Origin of the sequence: Psychrosphaera aquimarina (assembly GCF_032461525.1) — a bacterium.
Taxonomy (GTDB): domain Bacteria; phylum Pseudomonadota; class Gammaproteobacteria; order Enterobacterales; family Alteromonadaceae; genus Psychrosphaera; species Psychrosphaera aquimarina.
The window spans coordinates 938,787-958,156 of sequence record NZ_JAWCUA010000010.1 but is presented as its reverse complement, the minus strand read 5'-3'; the positions used below and the strand labels follow the sequence as shown (position 1 = coordinate 958,156).

Sequence of the window (19,370 nt, the reverse complement as noted above, 5' to 3'; positions counted from 1 at the left end):
TTTAACTTTATAATTCTTCGTATCCAACAGGATATAATACTTGATCGTGATAACCCGTGATCACTTTTATGTGACCCGATAAGGATTTATCTAAAGATACATCACCGGTGTCCACAATTAATGGTCTGCCGTTAAGTGCTTTTAATTTTGTTTTAGTTGCTATTACTAAAATATTGTCTTTGCCTATTCTCTTAATAACTTCTGGGCTTAATTGTTGATTACCACGGCCGAAAATATGCCCTTGCCCACCAATTAAGGTAATAACTAACTTGGTATTGTCATCGATAAAGGTTAACAATTCACTGGCAGTTACATCTTGTTTTAGCAAGTTGTGGTCTTGAATAACATCCACACCTAATAGGGTATTTGGTAGGCTTAACTCTTCCATCAAATAAGCAACCGTACTGCCAGAACCCATGATATAAGTTTGCTCTGGTTCCATCAGTTCAATCACGTGGGCTGCGATATCGTTTAATACCAACTCATCACTTTCTTTGCCACCCATTTTCACATTTTGAATAAAACGTAATTCACTTGGTACCGACAACTCACCATATCGGCGCGCTTTAACTATGCCTTGACGAAACTTCTCTTCATCAATATCCATAACATCCGCATCTGACACTGTGACTAACTCGCCTGTTACTAATAGCTGCAATACGCGTCCAGCTGCTTTTGGTGTAATGGCATAAACTCCTGAATGAATTTTACAGCCAGCTGGCACCCCTAATACCGTTACGTTATCTTCCACCGCGGCACATATATTACGTGCGGTACCGTCGCCACCAACAAACAGAATCAGATCTACTTTTAAATCCGCTAAAACCTTAGCTGCGTTTTCCGTATCTTGATGAGTTGTCACTGCAGAGGTTGGTGTATAAACCACATTATGGGCGAATTGAAGTTGCTCACAAAGGCTTTGCCCCATTTCACCAGCAACTGTGAACATATCGACGTGTTCTATATATTCAGACAACATAGATAAGGCAATAGACGCCCTATCATTAGCTTTTTGTTCTGCGCCTAAGGACTTAGCTAATTCTGCTGTATTGTCACCATCAGAGCCTTTTAAACCGACACTTCCCCCTACGCCTGCAATAGGGTTAATAATCAAGCCAAGCCTAAAGTTAACTCGGCTTTGTTGGTTAATATTGGTATTTACGCTTTTATTATCTGGCATTTATTTAATATCCAGTTTGAAAGAAGGTATAAATTGATTGATGTTAGTTGGTATCGTTTGCTGATATCGCTCTGCTAACGTTTCCATTAACTGTTGTGCTCTTGGTGGGAAACCATTGACGAGATAGTCATTGATTTGTTTTAGTATGTCTTGCTCAAAAGCTTGGCTATCTGGCTGATTGCCAAATTCATCACCAGATAAATTATCGCAACTGACATTAAACTTAAAACCTGCGGCAATAGATAAAGCCCACTCAATAGATTGAGGTTTTATTTCAGCTTGTTGAAATGTCTTTTGCTGCTCAGCAGTTCTGCCATCGGGGCAATACCAATAACCAAAATCTACGAGCTTACGCCTTTGTTCTCCAGCCAAACACCAATGAGCTATTTCATGTAATGCACTGGCGTAATATCCGTGGGCGAATACCACTTGAGCATAACTTTGTGCAGGTATATTAATATCGGTTTCACCGGCAGGTAAATAAATCGGTTCGTCGTTGCCTTTAACTAATCGAGTATTAAAACGGTCAAAAAAACAGTCGTTAAACAGATCAATAATATCTTGGATGTTATGCGCTGATGTTTGAGTAAGCGCGTGATCGACTTGGGACAAGTTTTGATAAGCTAATGACACTGGGCAACTATCGTATTTATTAAAACGTGTGAACATTATACCAATGCAGAGCTTAGTGAATACTGAAATATTTTGTTTATTAACATAAACCAAACTAATTTAGGTTTGAATCAAGCTTAAGATTATTAACCAGTCACTCGTTTATTAATGAACGAGTGACTGGTTAAGTCTATGTGTTCTCTTATTTGCTAGCAGGTATGATCGGCGTATCAACAACCACATCCGCATTTTGGGCACGGTTACGTAAGAAGTGGTCCATTAATGTTATAGCCAACATAGCTTCAGCAATAGGGACTGCTCTGATACCAACACAAGGATCGTGACGACCTTTTGTGACTAACGTTTGGCTTTGACCATTAACATCAATGGTCTCGCCTTCAACACTGATGCTAGAGGTTGGTTTTAATGCAATATGAGCCACAATATCTTGTCCACTCGAAATACCACCTAAAATGCCACCAGCGTGATTAGATTTAAACCCTTCAGGTGTTAGTTCATCTCTATGTTCTGAGCCTTTTTGCGCCACAACATCAAACCCGTCACCAATTTCAACGCCTTTTACTGCATTAATCGCCATTAACGCTTTGGCAATATCAGCATCCAATCTATCAAATACAGGCTCACCTAATCCAACAGGTACATTTTTTGCGATCACTGTAATTTTAGCGCCAACTGAGTCACCTTGTTTTTTAAGGTCACGCATGTATTGGTCCCATTTTTCTACTGCATTTGCATCAGGACAGAAAAATGCATTTGTTTCTATCAGTGAGGTATCAACCGTTTCAATGGCAATAGGGCCTAACTGACTCATATAGCCAAACACTTCTAAGCCCAGTTTATGCTTTAACCAAGCTTTAGCGACGGCACCTGCTGCAACACGCATAGCCGTTTCACGCGCTGATGAACGACCACCACCACGATAATCACGGTTTCCGTATTTGTGATGATAAGTATAATCGGCGTGACCCGGACGGAATTTGTCTTTGATATCCGAATAATCTTTTGAACGTTGGTCGGTATTTTCAATCAATAAACCAATTGACGTTCCCGTCGTTTTACCTTCAAACACACCACTTAAAATTTTAACTTCATCCGCTTCACGGCGTTGAGTTGTAAAACGTGATGTGCCAGGCTTTCTGCGATCTAAATCGACTTGAATAATTGCTTCGTCAATTTCTAATCCAGGAGGACAACCATCAATAATGCAGCCTAGGCCTAACCCATGACTTTCACCAAATGTGGTAACTTTAAATACTTCTCCAATGGTATTGCCAGCCATTTTTTACCCTTTTAATTCTGTTTTCTAATTCAATATAGGTTGCTACTCAGAGCGCTTTTTTGAGCGCTTATTTTGTAAATAATGATTTGTATTCGACTAATTGCGCTTTGGTCAATGAAAATACACCTAAGCCACCATGTTCAAACTCAATCCAATTAAACGGCACTTGCGGATATTCAGCTTGTAAGTGGATCATCGAATTACCCACCTCCACAATTAATACACCATCATCCGTTAAATGATCCGCCGCTTGCGCTAAAATAACTCGTGTAATGTCTAAACCATCATTACCACTTGCTAATCCAATAGCCGGTTCGTGATGGAATTCTTCTGGCATATCGTCAATATCTTCGGCATCAACATATGGCGGGTTCGACACAATTAAGTCATATTGCAAACCACTCACACCAGAAAATACATCTGACATGATAGGCACGACTTGATCAGCAACATCCAATCTGTGAATATTTTCATCTGCTATTGATAATGCCTCTGGGCTAATATCTAAGGCATCCACTTCTGCGTCTGGAAACGCATAAGCACAAGCGATTGCGATACAAGCTGAACCAGTACATAAGTCCATAATTCGAGTTGGTTCTTGTTTGATTAACCCTTCAAATTTATTTCTTATCAACTCACCTATTGGTGAACGTGGCACTAATACACTTTCATTTACGTAAAATGGTAAATCAACAAAATAAGCAACATTGGTTAAATACGCTGCTGGTTTTTTCGTTGTGATACGTAGAGCGATTAACTCGACGATTGTTTCTCTTTCTGACAATGTCAGGTTCGATGACAATACGTCTGCATTTAATTGTGGCGGCATATTTAACGCAAAACTAATTAATGATAAACATTCATCCCAAGGATTATCAGTACCATGACCATAATATATATCTGATCCGTTGAAGCGACTTACGCCCCAACGTAAAAAGTCATTTACTGTTTTTAATTCATCAATCGCTTGTTGAGACAAGATGTCTAAATCTAATTCCATTGAGTTACCTAACTGGGTTTATAAAGAAACAAATGCATTTTTTATTGGCTGATGTCCTACCTTAACTTACAATAACAAACCTATGATTTTCATATCGCTAATAAACGTTGTTAAGGTGTTTACATGTCAAAATTTGAAGATGAACATCTACATCCATTTGATGAAGATTGTTTTGCAAATGTCATGCAAGGAATTAAGCCGCTTAAGCAAGACAAAATACACTTTGGAAAGGACAACAGCAAGCAAAACAAAGCCCTGCAAGTAAACAAATATGCAGATGATAGAACCAGCGATAATAAGCCAAACCTGAAAAATCCTCCTGCATTTCACTTTTCTGACGAATATGAGCCGTTAATCAGCAACAATCAAACTCTAAGTTATGTAGAAGATGGCTTTCCAGCTTATTACACTAAACTGTTAAGGCGTGGGGATGTTAGACCTGAAGTGATCTTGGATTTACATGGTTATAACAAAGAACAAACCAAATTTGATCTCGCAGCCATGATCAACGATTGCAAAGCAAAACATATTCCCTGTGCTTGTGTTGTTCATGGTGTAGGCGGTGGTGTGTTAAAAACCAAGTTACCGCATTATTTAATTCAACACCCAGATGTAATTGCTTTACATCAAGCGCCACTAGAATGGGGAGGCCAAGGCGCAATCGTTTTTATTATTGACCTTGGAGAAGAGTTGGAACATTTGTTAAATAGATAAGCGCTTTCTTTTTTAGAAGGCAGTTTATAAAGTAATAGTTTAAATTTAAGGTGCTATAACATCTGTTCTGGCGCTAATAGCGTTTCTAATAACCCAGTCCACTTATCTAAATCGATCTTGATTTTTGCAACCCCTGCTGTGGCCATAATTGGTGTATACCCTGTTAGCTCGCCAATAAAGTAACTAACTAATGGCATATGAGATACACAGATAATATTGGTATCTTTTTTAGCATCTTTATAATTATCGTCGATGTTAGCCAAAACGTAATCAGTCACACGTTTAGCATCACCTTCTGGCGTTAGCGCATCTATTACTTCTTCGTTTTGAGCTTCAATGCCTCGCGCTAAGATAATATCTTTCGTTTGTTGTGCTCTTATATATGGACTTGCATAAACATAATCGAAACTAGCCACTTGCGTTTTTAACCACAATGCCGTGCGTTTTGCTTCCCATTTACCATGCTCAGTTAACTGACGTAACTCATCAGCCTTGGTCATAGGTTCAGCTTCACCATGTCTTACAATATAAAGATAAACAGCCATAAAATTTTCCAACAAATATGGATTAACACCATCTTGTAAAATAAGATACATCAATTAGGCAGCAATATAGTCAATTCAAGTTTAATGTGCCACAGTTATATTAGAATATAGCGTATATTTTTAACGCTTAATTCTTAATTTAACTAATGTCTATTTATCTTTTAATTTCAGCAACCTTGATTAGAATGAAAGATAAACGGATCCTAGTAATTTTGCTAAAATACGCTACGATATTTTTAAGCAATGATGCAATCAATTAACTCCCTAAGGCCAAGCATTGAGAACCAGTCCGAACGATAATAAGACCTATCACAACTTTACCACGAACAATGGTATTAAAGTGGTGCTTATTCATTCTGAAGATGTTCATAAGAGTGCTTGTTCGTTAGTTGTAAATACCGGCAGTTTTGATGATCCTATTGACCGCCCTGGTTTTGCGCATTTTATTGAGCACTTATTATTTAACGGCAACCAAAAACATCCAGAGCCTGCTAAGTTAAACGAGTTTGTCGCCAAACATGGTGGTCATTGCAATGCATGGACAGCAACAGAGCACAGCAGTTTTCATTTTGATGTTCAACATGAAGTGTTTGACCAAGCCCTAGATTATTTTGCCAATATGTTTATCGAGCCGCTATTTACCGATGACGCTATAGAGAAAGAGCAAAATGCAATACACGCGGAATATAAACTCAAATTAAAAGATGACAGTCGACGTATTCAACAGGTGCATAAAGAAACTTGTAATCCTGCTCATCCTTTTCATAAATTTACTGTGGGTAATAAACATACGTTAGCGAACTTACCGGAACGACCGGTGAAAGATGAGTTAATTCAATTTTGGCAACAGTATTATCAAAGTCAGTTTATGACTTTATGTGTCGTGAGCCCATTACCTATAGAATTATTAACAAATAAAGTGGATGAGTTATTTTCACAAATACAAACCATTAACCTAGAACATGCTAAACCCGAACTAACTGAAAATTTATATCGACCACAAGATCTAGCTCAATTCATTGCTATCAAGCCCGTTAAAGAGCTACACAAACTCAACATTACCTTTCCGTTACCAAGTATTGATAAATACTATAAAAGTAAAATAGTCAGCTTTGTTGCCCATTTAATTGGTGATGAAGGTGAAGGCTCATTATTTGAACACTTAAAAGAACAAGGTTTAATCAATGCATTGGCTGCAGGTAATGGTATATCAGGCAGTAATTTCAAAGACTTTAACATATCTCTGGAGTTAACACATGCAGGGGAAGATGATTTAGAAACTGTTTTAAACGAAGTGTTTGCTTACTTACATTGGATTGAAAAACAATCGGTTCCTAGTTACTTATACAACGAACAAAAAAACTTACTGAAATCAGTTTTGAGTACCAAGAAGACATTAAACCATTAACGTTAGCCAATAATATTGCATTAAACATGCATCATTACGATGTAGATAATTATGTTTACGGTGATTATTGTATGGATGGTTATACAAGCAAGCAATGGCAGGAACTATTTAGCTATTTTGACGCGAATAACATGAGGTTAACCCTTGTCAGCCAAAATATTCACACCAACCAAAAAGCGCATTGGTATCACACGCCTTATTATGTTGAAGCCCTGTCCGTTGACCAAATAACGCAACTCAACGAACAACAAGCCGCTTCGGGTCGTTACCATTTTCCAGTTAGAAATCCTTACTTAACCAAACCAATAAAGTTAGAATCCCCTGATTTTAACAGTATGATCCCCGTCAGTATTGATCACGACTTAGGTTGGCAAACTTGGTTTAAACAAGATGTGAGCTTTAGAGTTCCGAAAGGTAATATTTACCTAGGTTTAGATCTCCCTTTTGGGGTGAAATCCAAGCGTAATCAAGCCATGATGCGTTTTTTTTGTGACCTATTTATGGACTCAGTATCAGAGCAACATTACCAAGCTGAAATGGCAGGTTTACATTACAATTTATATGCGCATAACGCAGGTGTGACTTTATATACGTCGGGACTAAGCAATAACCAAGACAGCTTAATGTTGACCTTATTGGAATCAATGATCACAATTAAATTCACCAATATGCGTTTTAAAGAAGTTAAACGTCAATTGATTAAACATTGGCGCAACGCAGAAAGTAATAAGCCTATCAGTCAATTATTTGCCTTATTAAACTCCAAATTAATGCCCACTACGGCTACGTCCAACGAACTAGCCATTGAATTAAATAACGTTAACTTTGAAGAATTTGAACAGTTTGCCAGTCAATTGTTCTCACAGATTTATGCAGAGATATTATTATACGGGAATTGGACAACTTCACAGGCAATTGGCATAAACCAGTCATTAAAACTGAAATTAACATCTTGCCATAAAGTCGATGAGTTACCACGTGCAATCACTTCGCTAGCACCTGCTGAGTTATTGTATTTTGATAAAGAAATTGAACATAATGACAATGCTGCTTTACTCTACATTCAAGGTTTAACCGATGTTGTAAATACAAAATTTGACTATATGGAAAAAGCCGTATTTATTTTGGTCAGTCAGATCCTTTCACCATTTTCATTTAACTATCTAAGAGCAGAAAAACAATTAGGCTATCTTGCTGGGAGTGGTTATATGCCACTTTGCAATACTCCAGGCTTGGCTATTTATATTCAATCACATGATTACACCAGCCCTCCATTAAATTCTAATATTCTTAACTGTTTAACTTATTTTATCGAAGAAGTTGAGATGATGGATAACCAAGAGTTTGAACAGCATAAACAAGCTGTGATCCACCAATATAACGAGTTACCAAGTAACTTAAACCAAAAGTCGCAACAATTATGGATTAGTATTGGCAACCAAGATTATGGATTTATCCAAAAAGAAATGATTGCTAATGAGATATCTTCTATCACAAAACCACAATTAATAAATTGGTGTAGGAGCAAACTTAATCAAGATAACTTACAAGGTATCCAACTTGGGTCTATAAAAGCAGCGGTTTAATTTACCCACCTTTTCCAGACAAGCCCTTCCCACACCTCAAATAAATTACTATGACACTAAAGTTCCTCACCTGATTCCTTTATTGTTTTGACATTTCACGCTTAATTAAGTTAGATTCGCTTGGCGTATTCATTTTCAGTTGTAATGATATTGATATTTCCACTTAATAAAAATAATAAATGGGTGGCTGTATTATTGAGCTTTAGTTTTACTTGCCAAGCTCAAGAACAGTCTAATTCTATATTCCTATCGAATAAAATCGACATTTCCTTCATGTTAATGTTGTGTTTGTTTGCAATAGTCATTGCCGCCTTTTTATTATACAACTTAATCCGCTTTAGAAGATATCAATCAGATATTACCGCCAGTGATGAACGATTAAAGTTGTCATTGTGGGCCAGTGGTGATGAGATGTGGGACTGGAATATTGCAGACGGTACATTGTATAGAACTAATGCGAATGGCGTGTATACCTTACCAAGTATTGATTTAGATACCTTTCCCCCAAATAAAGCCGTTATCCATCCTAATGATCTAGTAAGAGTCGCAAAAAAATTAAAATTACACTTAGATGGTGATAGTGAATCATTTGAATGTGCTTATCGATTAAAGTCCAACGATAACTCTTGGAATTGGGTTTTAGATAAAGGCAAAGTGGTCAGTTTTGATGAAGATGGAAGTCCAATTCGGATGACAGGTACCTTCAAAGACATTCATCAATTAAAGAAAATAGAAAACAACCTTAAAATATTTGCCCAAAGTATAGAAAGTATTGCTGAAGGGGTGATCATATTTGACGCCCAATTGTCCGTTGTCCATGTAAATCCAGGATATGAAATAATAACAGGACACAAAGTCACGGAAATAGTTGGAACTAAATTAAAATTTAACCAAATTAGCATGTCATTGGCCCAAGAAATAAAATCTGAAGTCGATAGGATTGGTCATTGGCAAGGCGATGTTTCCGGTCAAAATGTCTCTGGTGGTTTTTATATGGCTTATATTACGGCCAACTGCATCAAAGATGAACAAGGTAAGATCACCAATTATGTGGCCATCGTTTCTGATACCACCAAGCGCAAACGAACTGAAGCAAAATTAGTCAAAATGGCCAAAACCGATACGTTAACGGGCCTACCAAATCGCGATGTTTTCTTTTCCAATCTACAAAAACAAGTCTCAAAAAAATCCCCTACCGCTGTTCTTGTTTTCGACTTAGATGACTTCAAAAAGATTAATGACTCCGTTGGCCATCAACTGGGCGATGAGTTATTAAAACAGATAGGCGACCGAATAAAACCCCTAGCAGAAGATAATGACACTTTATACCGACTAGGCGGTGATGAATTTGCTTTTGTTATGGAAAATACCAATGACATCCATAAAGTCACATTAGCGGCTAAACAGATCTTAACCTTATTATCCACTCCGTATCGTATTAACCAACATGAGTTTGTTATTGCAGGTAGCATAGGAATTGTCTTATATCCCGATGACGGCTTAAAACCTGAAACATTATTGCGTAATGCGGATACGGCCATGTATTACGCCAAAGCCGATGGTAATAAATATTTATTCTTTAATAATGAAATGAATAAACAAGCGGTTAAGCGCTTACAAATAGAAAACTTAATACGCCATGGTTTAAAAGAAGATTATTTTGAAGTGTATTACCAACCTAAATCCAATTTAAAAACTGACAAGTTGGTAGGCATGGAAGCTTTGGTTCGTTTTATCACGCCGAAAAAAGGATTAATTAGCCCTAGCGTATTTATTCCTATTGCTGAAGAAACGGGACAGATCATTGATATCGGTGACTTAGTTTTACGTAAAGCCTGTATTGATATGAAACGCTGGATTGATAACGACATAATAACAGGACGTGTTGCCGTGAATTTATCGGCACGTCAGTTTACTCTACCGGATCTAATCGAACGTATTGATACAATACTAGCTGAAACAGGATTAAATCCGACTAATCTAGAATTAGAGATTACTGAAGGCACGGTTATGGATAATCCTAAACATGCCATTACGATCATGCATCAATTACGAGAGCGTGGCATTCATTTAGCTTTAGATGACTTTGGTACTGGCTATTCTTCATTGTCTTATTTACGTAAATTTCCACTTAATACGTTAAAAATAGACAAAGCATTTGTGGATGATTGCAGTACAAATATTGGTAAAGCGATGATAGATACTATAGTGACCATAGCGCGGAATTTAAGTTTATCCACCGTCGCTGAAGGGGTTGAAACCGAAGAACAAAAAGCGCTCATGTCATCGATGAAATGTGATGTAATTCAAGGCTACTTATATTCCAAACCGTTATCAGCTAAAGAGTTTTCACGTTTTGCTAATAAACACAAAGCCTAAGTTTATCCCAACAATACTGAATAACCGGTTAGCCTTATAAATTCTAACCGGCATTGATATCAGCTCTACTAAGCTCGAAACCGAACCGAGCCTCTTTCCGTGTATTTTAATAACGCCATTTTACGTTTTGCATTAAACATCGGCCAAATAATTGGTCCAAAACACATACCAGCTATAAACCAACTCTTTTCAGACATACCGTGTTTCATAGCTTCTATCGCTACGTAGACTGAAAAACAAAGGACAATTAACATTATCAATAAGATCAACATCGAAACCACCATTTAGTTTATTTAGGCGGTATTTTAAGGTCTATACACAATAATAAAATCGGGAATAACCCTAAATCGGTTAGTTTTTGAGGTTAAATATTAAATTTTAAGCATAAAAAAAGCCGACGTATCGACTTCTAAATAAGTTAGCGTTTAACTAAGCATTAAATATAACTTTGCTGATGTACTCGAATGAATAGAGGTGAATCTGTTTTCGAGTAATCTACTTTATATTCTTTACCATTTAAACATTGAACAAATAACAATGTTTTTGGCTCTCCAAAGATATCAGGAGATGCAATATGAATTACTTCACAGTATGCATCTTTAGCTTCTCTTCTGTTACGAGGAACTGGACCATCATGAATCATTAAACCATTTTGTGTTACTTTAATAACTGGGTGTTCGATTTCACTTACAATCAATAAATCCATTTTTCTAATTTTATGAATGATAGTATTACGTCCACTAGTGATATAGGCAGCTTCAGACATATTATTTCTCTACAATTTCTACTTTTTGTTAGATTTCCTGATTCAACTCTAGCCTGATAAGCTGGATTGATCAAGCGTACAATTTAATTTCTCTATAGTTTATAAGGTTTTAGTAAACTTAAATTGTTCAAAATGGCTTAAATATAAAATATATCGATAAACAGATAACGCACCAAACAATCGCGGCTCTTAATCGGTTACAAACTGGGCAATCCGTTTTAAAAAATTTCATTTATCTTCTTTGTTTTATACATTAGGGTAATGAGTCATACATACTAAGGATACGTTATATGTCTAACATAAAATTAGCAACACTAGGAGGCGGTTGTTTCTGGTGTATTGAAGCGGCATTGAATTTAGTTGAAGGTGTAATCTCAGCGACCTCTGGTTACTCAGGTGGACAAACACCAGATCCGACTTATCAACAAATCTGCCAAGGGGACTCGGGTCATGCTGAGGTCATTCAAGTAGAGTTTGATCAAGATATTATTAGTTTTGAACAACTGTTGTTATTTTTCTTTCAATTGCACGATCCAACACAACTAAATCGTCAAGGGAATGATGTTGGAACACAATATCGATCCGTTATTTATTACCACGATGAAGAACAAAAACAACTGGCAGAATCTCAAATCAAAGAATTAACGAACTTAAAAATTTGGGACAATCCGATTGTGACTGAAGTCTCCCCGGTATCCGTTTTTTATCCAGCCGAGGCATATCACCAAAACTATGCGAATGAAAATAAAGAACAAGCCTATTGTGCTATTGTTGTGACCCCTAAATTAGAAAAGTTTAAATATCAATTTAAAGACTACCTAAAGACTTGATTATTTTGTTAGAATTCAATGTGCACCTCATTTTTAACACCATGGTCCAGTATTACTCTTATGATACGTTTTGAATTCAGCAAACCAGCAGTTTTTAAGTTAACATTTCTGCTTGCAGTGATTTTTGCCTCTTTTTTATTTTTAAAACAAGGTGGGCATTCAGGAATTAGCTTTCAACATGCTGATAAAGTTGGCCATTTTGTTATATTTTTTTCGTTAGCTTTATTATTGGATTTAGCTTTTCAATTTTCAGTTAAACAAAGTCTTATTATACTTTCAGCTTACGGTGTTTTAATCGAATTCATGCAAAGCTTTTTACCATACCGAGAAGCGTCTTTAGGTGATGTAATCGCAGACGTATTTGGTGTCGCTGTCTACTTGTTATTAGCGCGTAAATACTTTCAAACTTTACTCAACAAACTCCTTAATGAACAATAAAACCTGGTTTGTAGCAGGACAAGGTTCTATTGGGAGTTTCATTGCATACAATGCAATGAACAAGGGTATTAGCTGCAAACAAATCGTTCGTGAGTTAACACAGACCAGCCAAACTTGTTTTCACCCGATTGATAAAGACTCGATATTATTACCCGAATCGCTGCCCTTTTCTGGTTTAGTTCCAGCATCAATTCAATTTTTAATCGTGCCATTAAAAGCTTATGACATCGTTCCTTTTTTAACGCAGGTTAAACCATTTTTAGCAGAAAACGCTGCAATCGTCCTCTGCCATAATGGCTTAGGTACTATTGAACTAGCAACCGAACTCATTACCGATAACATGGATTTATTTTTTTGCACCACCAACAATGGTTTGTATAAAAATGAACAAGGCGTGTTTCAAGCAGGATTAGGAGAATCACTTTGGAGCCATGTCGCTGGACTTCAACCGGAAAAGTTAACGAATAACGATTTTACGTCCCTTTTGGGGAGCGCGAACATGGTAAATAATTTACAGCAGGTATTGTGGCAAAAATTAGTTATTAATTGTGCTATTAACCCATTAACCGCGATTAATAAAATAAAAAATGGTGCGTTAGATCAAGATGTCTATCGTTCAAGCATTGCTAATATTGTTAATGAAACGCTAGCGGTAGGCCAAGCTATTGGGGTAGAGTTAAAGCACGATCAACTTATCAATAGGGTTTACCAAGTGATCCAAGCAACCGCTAATAATTACTCATCCATGTATCAAGACGTTCATGCTCATAAAAAAACTGAAATTGATTTTATCACAGGACATGTGGTGAAGTTAGGTAAGGAACTAGGGATACCTACTCCAACGTCGAATTTAATATATGAGCAACTTAAAACTCTATACAACAACCAGTAAAGCACTCTCTAACTAGTATAAATACTCTTCTAACTTTTGCTGTAAATTAGCAAGTTGAATAGGTTTACTTAAGTAGTCATCCATTCCAGCTGCAATACATTTATCTTTGTCACCTTCCATTGCATTGGCCGTTAACGCAATAATAGGAATCGTTTGATTCACTTTACCTGCATTATTTTCTCTTACATGTTTGGTTGCTTCATACCCGTCCATTTCTGGCATTTGACAGTCCATTAAGATCAAATCAAAGTGTTCTTGGCTATTACTTAATATATTAATTGCTTGTAACCCATTTTCAGCCAACTCATATTGATAACCCAGTTTGGTTAACATAAATTTAGCAACCTGCTGATTAACAACGTTATCTTCAACTAATAATATTTTATATTTACTAGTCTGATGTACGTCGTCAGCTAGGTCACGGCTTTGTTTACTTTGATTAATTACCGATTCAGTGGCTTTTACAGGTTTAGTCAAAGTGGTCATCTGATCAAATTGTGGGGATGTCGTGTCTTTTAAGCTATGAATGTAATGTGACGTCAACAGAGGATTAGCCTGACTTACAAGCTTGTCAGCGTCAAACACGATTGATAATGCTGAAACTAAGTCTTCTGTAATGATTGGTTTGGTGAAGTAGCCGCAAAAACCGATGGACGCCAAGTAATGACCATCGCCTTTTTCACCGAGATTTGTCATCATTATTAAAGGCATATTTGTGCAATTGGGTTTAGTGCGTATTAGTTTTCCTAACTCAGCCCCATTAATACTCGGTAACTGTTTATCAATAATGGCGACATCAAATGGACTATCCGTTCCGTTTACATCTATTGCATCACATAAATCTAATGCCCCATATGAAGAAGACACTGAAGTGATCACCGCGCCCCAATCTTCTAACTGCTTTTGTAATACAAGACGACTACTTTCATTTTTTTCAACGATGAGTATTTTATGCCCAACAATATCTAATGGCGGCATTGTTTGATTATCAACCGCACTCTTATCTAACGATAGGTTAATAGTAAAGGTGCTGCCTTCACCGTCACAGCTTGAAACCTGAATTTCCCCTTGCATTAAAGTAATAATTTTATGGCATATTGCTAAGCCTAAACCTGAACCGCCAAATCGGCGAGTTGTCGACGCGTCAACCTGAGTAAAGGGGTCAAATAACTGCTTTTGTTTTTCTTTAGGGATCCCTATTCCAGTATCAATTACCTCAATTTTTATATCAATGATGCTGTCTTCATCTTGCTCTTTTGACGTTGTACTAACAACGACTTTGACTTCACCTGTTTTGGTAAACTTAATCGCATTCCCTAATAGGTTAGTTAAGATCTGTCTTAATTTTGCAGGGTCGCCTACCACCATTTTGTGATTAAGCTTGGTTAAATCTAAAACTAGCTCAAGGCCTTTTTCTTGCGCCATTAAAGCTAACGCTAATGATGTGTCGCCAACTAATACTTTTAAATCAAAATCTATGGACTCTAGTTCCATTTTACCGGCATCTAATCTAGAGAAATCAAGTATCTCATTTATCAATGTTAACAAGGTATTGGCGGACGATTTAGCCACTTGTGTTTTCTTCAGTTGCTCATTATCTAGACCATCTTGTTCCAGGAGCTCTAACATCCCTAATACACCATTCATCGGTGTTCTTATCTCATGGCTCATGGTTGCAAGGAAATCAGATTTTGCGACTACCGCCGCTTCTGCTTCTTCTTTTGCTATCAACAACTTTTTCTCTGCGATGCGTCTTTTACCTAATGCGAAAATACTACTGGTTAACGTAGAGACTGACATAATAAAACGTTTCTCATGGTCACTCCATGTTCTTGCTTCACCTATTTGTTCAACGCATAACACGCCAAACTCCCCATTACCGGTTGAAAAAATACCATCTAACATTGAACTGATATTTAAAGGGGTAAGGTATATTTCAGAAAAACATCTTGTCGCAGGATGAGAGTGTGCATCATCGGCAGAGATCAAAGCTTCAGTTGCAATAGCTGAAAAATATTCAGGGTAATCTTTTTGGTAAAGAATAAGTCCTTCACTTATGTGATCATTGGACTGCTCATATAAAGATATACACTCAATTGCGGCCATTTCACTATTGAATGTCCATAAAGACACACGCTCAGTATTTAATGCTTGCGAGACTGATTTAACTATTAGTTTTTTAGCAATGTCTAAATTACCAGTTAATACCGCTTCATTTACCGTTAAGTTAGCTAAAACTTTATTCTGCGTTGCTTCATCTAATGCTTTTAACTCAGCGAGTTTTCTATCGTTGATATCTTGGAATGAACCAAATAACCGTACACACACGCCATCAACAATAATAGATTCACCATGTGCTATGACCCACAAATCGCGTCCTTTGGCGGTTATGATTTGTAACTCTTCATGCCACTCAGTAGGGGTTTTCATACTAAGGTTAATAACTTCTACAATCCGGTTACGGCTTTCACCTTCTTTATAAAAATCAATTCCAGTTTCTAAACTTGGAACAAAATCCTGTTCCACTTCGTGGATCAATTTGGTCATTGGTGACCAGTAAACATAACCTTCAATTAAATTAGCTTCCCATGCGCCAATTTTAGCTTGATCACTCATGCTTTCTAATAAACGTTGTTGCAAACGCACTTTATCTTCAATTTCTTTTTTGGCCGATACATCCATTTCCATAGCCATAAAACCAGTTACGTCGCCATTCTCATTTGTAATTGGCTTACAACGGATTTCAATCCAATATGGATTACCATTTTTATTATAATTAATCAGCGTTTCATTAAACGCTTGTTTATTTTTAATCGCTGTTCTAATGCGATGAACCGTATCAAGATCCGACAATTCACCTTGGAGAATCCGGCCTGGGATTTTGCCTATGACCTCATGTAAGTAATACCCTGTAATTTTTGTGAACGCGCTGTTAACCCACTCAATTTTTCCAGAGGTATCCGTTAGAATAACGGCATTATCAGTCTGTGAGGCTATATTAGATAACTTAGCCATGTCTTTCTCAGACTGTTTTCTTTGAGTAATATCAACAATGAAACCTTCTAAATATAAAATCTCACCGCTTTCGTTATAAACCGCATTGCCTTTCTCATATAACCAGCGAATATCATTACTTTTGGTATTAATTTTATATTCAATATTCCAAGGGGCTTTATTGTTAATCGCTGTGTTTATGTCTTCCAAAACTTGGTTTTGATACTCAGGTAATATTAAATCAGCAAAGGCCAATTCATTGTTATTAAGGAGTTGTTCTACCTTATAGCCGGTTATCTCTATACATTGCTCACTCATAAACAACATACTCCAATCGTTATCGTATAAACAACGATAAGCGATGCCCGGGATATTTTTTACTAACGACTCATACTGTTCTTTACTTTGAAATAGAGCGGCTTGATTTTGTTTACTTTCTGTAATGTCGGTACGTATTGATATGTAATTTTTAACGACGTTTAAGTCATTCAAAAATGGGACTATGGTTGTACTCTCCCAATATAAACTCCCGTCTTTCGCTCTGTTACAGATTTCTCCATGCCAAGTTTTACCTACAGTGATCTCGTCATACATTGCACTAAAAAAAGACTTAGGATGAACACCAGAATTTATTATCTTGTGAGTCACACCTATTAATTCAGATCGTTTGTACCCAGTGATCTCGGTAAATTTGTCGTTGGCATATTCAATAATACCAGCTCGATTTGATATGGTGACAATGCAATGTTGGTCAATCGCAAATTGTTGATGCTCTGATTTTTTTAATGCTTCTAAAGCTTCCGTTTGACTTTTAGTTAACAAAGATTCGTGCTGCTTTAATGCAACTAACATGTCATTAAACGCTTTTGCTAATCTCCCCACTTCGTCGTCAGTTTCAACAATGACACCTGTAACATTTTGACCTTTTGCAACTAAATTAGAATGTTCAACTAGTTGTAAAATTGGTTTTATAAACGCGCTGGCCTTTTTACTTGCCAGGAAAATAACAAAAATAAGAAAAACCAATAACAAGATTATGGAATAATTGAGAAATTCATCGGCGTGTTTAAGGGCTTCGGTCCTTTTAATTTCAGTGACATGAAGCCAAGTCACGTTAGCGATATTAATGGGAACAATATGGCCAACGACAACATCACCAAAACTATTAATATATTCTTTGCTGGTGCGACCTTGAAGACTAGGATTATTCTGAAACTTAGTGAATAAGCTGGAGTTTGATATTAACGTTAATACGTCTTTAGAATCAACCGTTAAACTGCTTCTTAACTTACCGTCCATCCCTAAAATATATTGAGTCAGAGATGGTTGTTTTTTGTTTAATAAATTTAACTCATTATGAATCGTGTCTAATTTAATTTGAACTGCAACGACCCCCTTAATTTGATTATCTAATAAAATAGGTGCAGTGAGAAATGCAGATATCAATCCATCAGAGGGGGGTAACGTTCTAAATCGGAAAATACTTCATATCCAGTATCCAAGGTATCCAAAACTGATTGGGCAAATAAGGTATTTTTATATTTTCCAACCTTTAAACTGGTTCCAAGATCATCTTCCTTCGCCATGCTAAAGAGGATATTAGCCTCGTTATCTATGATAAAAATATCATGTGTGAAATCATGGGTTAGACTAGCTAACGCCAATTCATGTGCCGAATGAACATTGACCTCATTCCAAACATTGGATTCAACAAATTGTTTAGTATCACCATTATATTTATCAAATGCTTGTTCAAGAGTAGTTAATACTTTTAAGGTGACTGGAGAAACGGAAAGCTCTTCTAAATCATCAAAACGAGATTGAAACCAATTATTATAATATCGCTTACGGCTTTCCCCGATAAGTGTAGCTTCTTCTAGTGCGATTTTTTCAAGGTGCGTATTTGATTGGTAATAATTTACGGCTGTAATGATCACCAGAGGCAGGATAGATAAAACCAAAAACCATTTTAATAGGTTTCTATAGATAGGAGATTGAGTGATTGAAATTATGTTAACGTCTCGTTGTGCCATTCGGTTTATTATAGTCCATAACAATAAAACTATTCCTGATTATATTATTGATAAGTTTAGCTTATATCTGACTCAAAATTTCAACTAAATAGAATTAATTAACACTAATTTAGATTATTCAATTTTGATATTTACCTCAAAGCGAGTATTCACTACAATAAAGCTCTTATTCATTAGTTGGATCATTTGTGGTTGAAGATATATTACTTGAAGACATCATTAAACATGCACATCAAATTTGCAGTGAGAATAGTGTCAAATTAACCACCAAACGCGAACATGTTTTATCGGCGTTAATCCAAGCAAGTGAAGCTATGTCCGCATATGAACTAGCTGAGCAATACAGAGATATATTTGAACAAAGTATTCCTGCGATGTCAGTCTATCGAATTTTGGATTTTCTTGCTGAGCACTCTTTAGTCCATAAACTCACATCGGCAAATAAATACATAGCCTGTTCACACATTACTTGTTCACATAGCCACGACGTCCCTCAGTTTTTAATCTGTGAGATATGTAATTCAGTTTCTGAAATTAGTGTTAAAAAATCAGTAATGAGTGAATTAACGGCCAGTGTTGAGAAAACCGGATTTAAACTAAGTACAAGTCAGCTGGAATTAAAGGGTATCTGCCAAAGTTGCCAACAGTAATCTACTGTAAACGATATCCAGACAAACAAGCATAAAAAAAACG

The 19,370-nt window shown here is 36.6% G+C and carries 17 protein-coding genes; 8 read left to right on the top strand and 9 right to left on the bottom strand.

The genetic code is table 11. The annotated features are described in order from the left end of the window. Window positions 1-7 precede the first annotated feature (7 nt). The 4 genes from RT723_RS16280 to prmB all read right to left on the bottom strand — a co-directional run bounded on the left by RT723_RS16280 (window position 8) and on the right by prmB (window position 4,092). Window positions 8-1,180: an ATP-NAD kinase family protein gene (locus tag RT723_RS16280; RefSeq protein ID WP_315948186.1), complete on the bottom strand. Its 1,173-nt coding sequence runs from the start codon at window positions 1,178-1,180 to the stop codon at window positions 8-10. Further along, a complete protein-coding gene (locus RT723_RS16275; RefSeq protein ID WP_315948184.1) occupies window positions 1,181-1,849 on the bottom strand; it encodes an elongation factor P hydroxylase in 669 nt (222 codons plus the stop codon). Window positions 1,850-1,994: 145 nt separating this feature from the next. Next, window positions 1,995-3,092, bottom strand: coding sequence for a chorismate synthase (gene aroC / locus RT723_RS16270; RefSeq protein WP_216054809.1), 1,098 nt, complete (start codon window positions 3,090-3,092; stop codon window positions 1,995-1,997). A gap of 67 nt (window positions 3,093-3,159) precedes the next feature. Continuing rightward, complete coding sequence (gene prmB, locus RT723_RS16265) at window positions 3,160-4,092, bottom strand: 50S ribosomal protein L3 N(5)-glutamine methyltransferase (protein ID WP_216054810.1); 933 nt, start codon at window positions 4,090-4,092, stop codon at window positions 3,160-3,162. Window positions 4,093-4,215: 123 nt separating this feature from the next. Here prmB and smrB point away from each other — a divergent pair, with 123 nt between their 5' ends. Then, window positions 4,216-4,806: an endonuclease SmrB gene (gene smrB / locus RT723_RS16260; protein ID WP_216054811.1), complete on the top strand. Its 591-nt coding sequence runs from the start codon at window positions 4,216-4,218 to the stop codon at window positions 4,804-4,806. 53 nt (window positions 4,807-4,859) lie between these two features. On the opposite strand, the gene sixA is transcribed toward smrB, so the two are convergent. Beyond that, on the bottom strand, window positions 4,860-5,351 hold the full coding sequence (sixA, locus tag RT723_RS16255) for a phosphohistidine phosphatase SixA (protein ID WP_315948182.1): 492 nt from the start codon (window positions 5,349-5,351) through the stop codon (window positions 4,860-4,862). 277 nt (window positions 5,352-5,628) lie between these two features. Between sixA and RT723_RS16250 the strand changes: the two genes are divergently transcribed. From RT723_RS16250 to RT723_RS16240, 3 genes are all read left to right on the top strand, one after another. Continuing rightward, window positions 5,629-6,759 carry an insulinase family protein gene (locus RT723_RS16250; RefSeq protein ID WP_315948179.1) on the top strand — a complete coding sequence of 377 codons (1,131 nt, stop codon included), beginning with the start codon at window positions 5,629-5,631 and terminating at the stop codon, window positions 6,757-6,759. A 26-nt stretch (window positions 6,760-6,785) separates the two neighbouring features. After that, window positions 6,786-8,345, top strand: a complete 1,560-nt coding sequence (locus RT723_RS16245; RefSeq protein WP_315948177.1) for a M16 family metallopeptidase — start codon at window positions 6,786-6,788, stop codon at window positions 8,343-8,345. Window positions 8,346-8,489: 144 nt separating this feature from the next. Beyond that, a complete protein-coding gene (locus RT723_RS16240; RefSeq protein WP_428983714.1) occupies window positions 8,490-10,724 on the top strand; it encodes an EAL domain-containing protein in 2,235 nt (744 codons plus the stop codon). Window positions 10,725-10,792: 68 nt separating this feature from the next. Here the strand turns inward: RT723_RS16240 and RT723_RS16235 are convergent, their stop codons facing one another. After that, window positions 10,793-10,996, bottom strand: a complete 204-nt coding sequence (locus RT723_RS16235; protein WP_216054814.1) for a hypothetical protein — start codon at window positions 10,994-10,996, stop codon at window positions 10,793-10,795. A 164-nt stretch (window positions 10,997-11,160) separates the two neighbouring features. After that, window positions 11,161-11,490 (bottom strand): hypothetical protein, encoded by a 330-nt coding sequence (locus RT723_RS16230; protein WP_315948171.1) that lies wholly within the window; start codon window positions 11,488-11,490, stop codon window positions 11,161-11,163. Window positions 11,491-11,780: 290 nt separating this feature from the next. Here RT723_RS16230 and msrA point away from each other — a divergent pair, with 290 nt between their 5' ends. The 3 genes from msrA to RT723_RS16215 are packed head-to-tail and all read left to right on the top strand — an operon-like array spanning window position 11,781 to window position 13,650. Further along, on the top strand, window positions 11,781-12,320 hold the full coding sequence (gene msrA, locus RT723_RS16225; RefSeq protein WP_315948169.1) for a peptide-methionine (S)-S-oxide reductase MsrA: 540 nt from the start codon (window positions 11,781-11,783) through the stop codon (window positions 12,318-12,320). A 60-nt stretch (window positions 12,321-12,380) separates the two neighbouring features. Continuing rightward, entirely contained in the window at window positions 12,381-12,758 is a 378-nt protein-coding gene (locus tag RT723_RS16220; protein WP_315948167.1) for a VanZ family protein, read from the top strand. After that, entirely contained in the window at window positions 12,748-13,650 is a 903-nt protein-coding gene (locus RT723_RS16215) for a ketopantoate reductase family protein (RefSeq protein ID WP_315948165.1), read from the top strand. The genes RT723_RS16220 and RT723_RS16215 overlap by 11 nt, the downstream gene beginning before the upstream one ends. A 12-nt stretch (window positions 13,651-13,662) precedes the next feature. Here RT723_RS16215 and RT723_RS16210 read toward each other — a convergent pair whose 3' ends face one another. Both RT723_RS16210 and RT723_RS16205 read right to left on the bottom strand, forming a co-directional pair. Beyond that, a complete protein-coding gene (locus tag RT723_RS16210) occupies window positions 13,663-18,090 on the bottom strand; it encodes a PAS domain S-box protein (RefSeq protein WP_315948163.1) in 4,428 nt (1,475 codons plus the stop codon). Then, window positions 18,087-18,677, bottom strand: a complete 591-nt coding sequence (locus tag RT723_RS16205) for a hypothetical protein (protein WP_315948161.1) — start codon at window positions 18,675-18,677, stop codon at window positions 18,087-18,089. The genes RT723_RS16210 and RT723_RS16205 overlap by 4 nt, the downstream gene beginning before the upstream one ends. Window positions 18,678-18,865: 188 nt before the next feature. Here RT723_RS16205 and RT723_RS16200 point away from each other — a divergent pair, with 188 nt between their 5' ends. Then, on the top strand, window positions 18,866-19,327 hold the full coding sequence (locus tag RT723_RS16200; RefSeq protein ID WP_315948159.1) for a Fur family transcriptional regulator: 462 nt from the start codon (window positions 18,866-18,868) through the stop codon (window positions 19,325-19,327). Window positions 19,328-19,370: the final 43 nt, after the last annotated feature.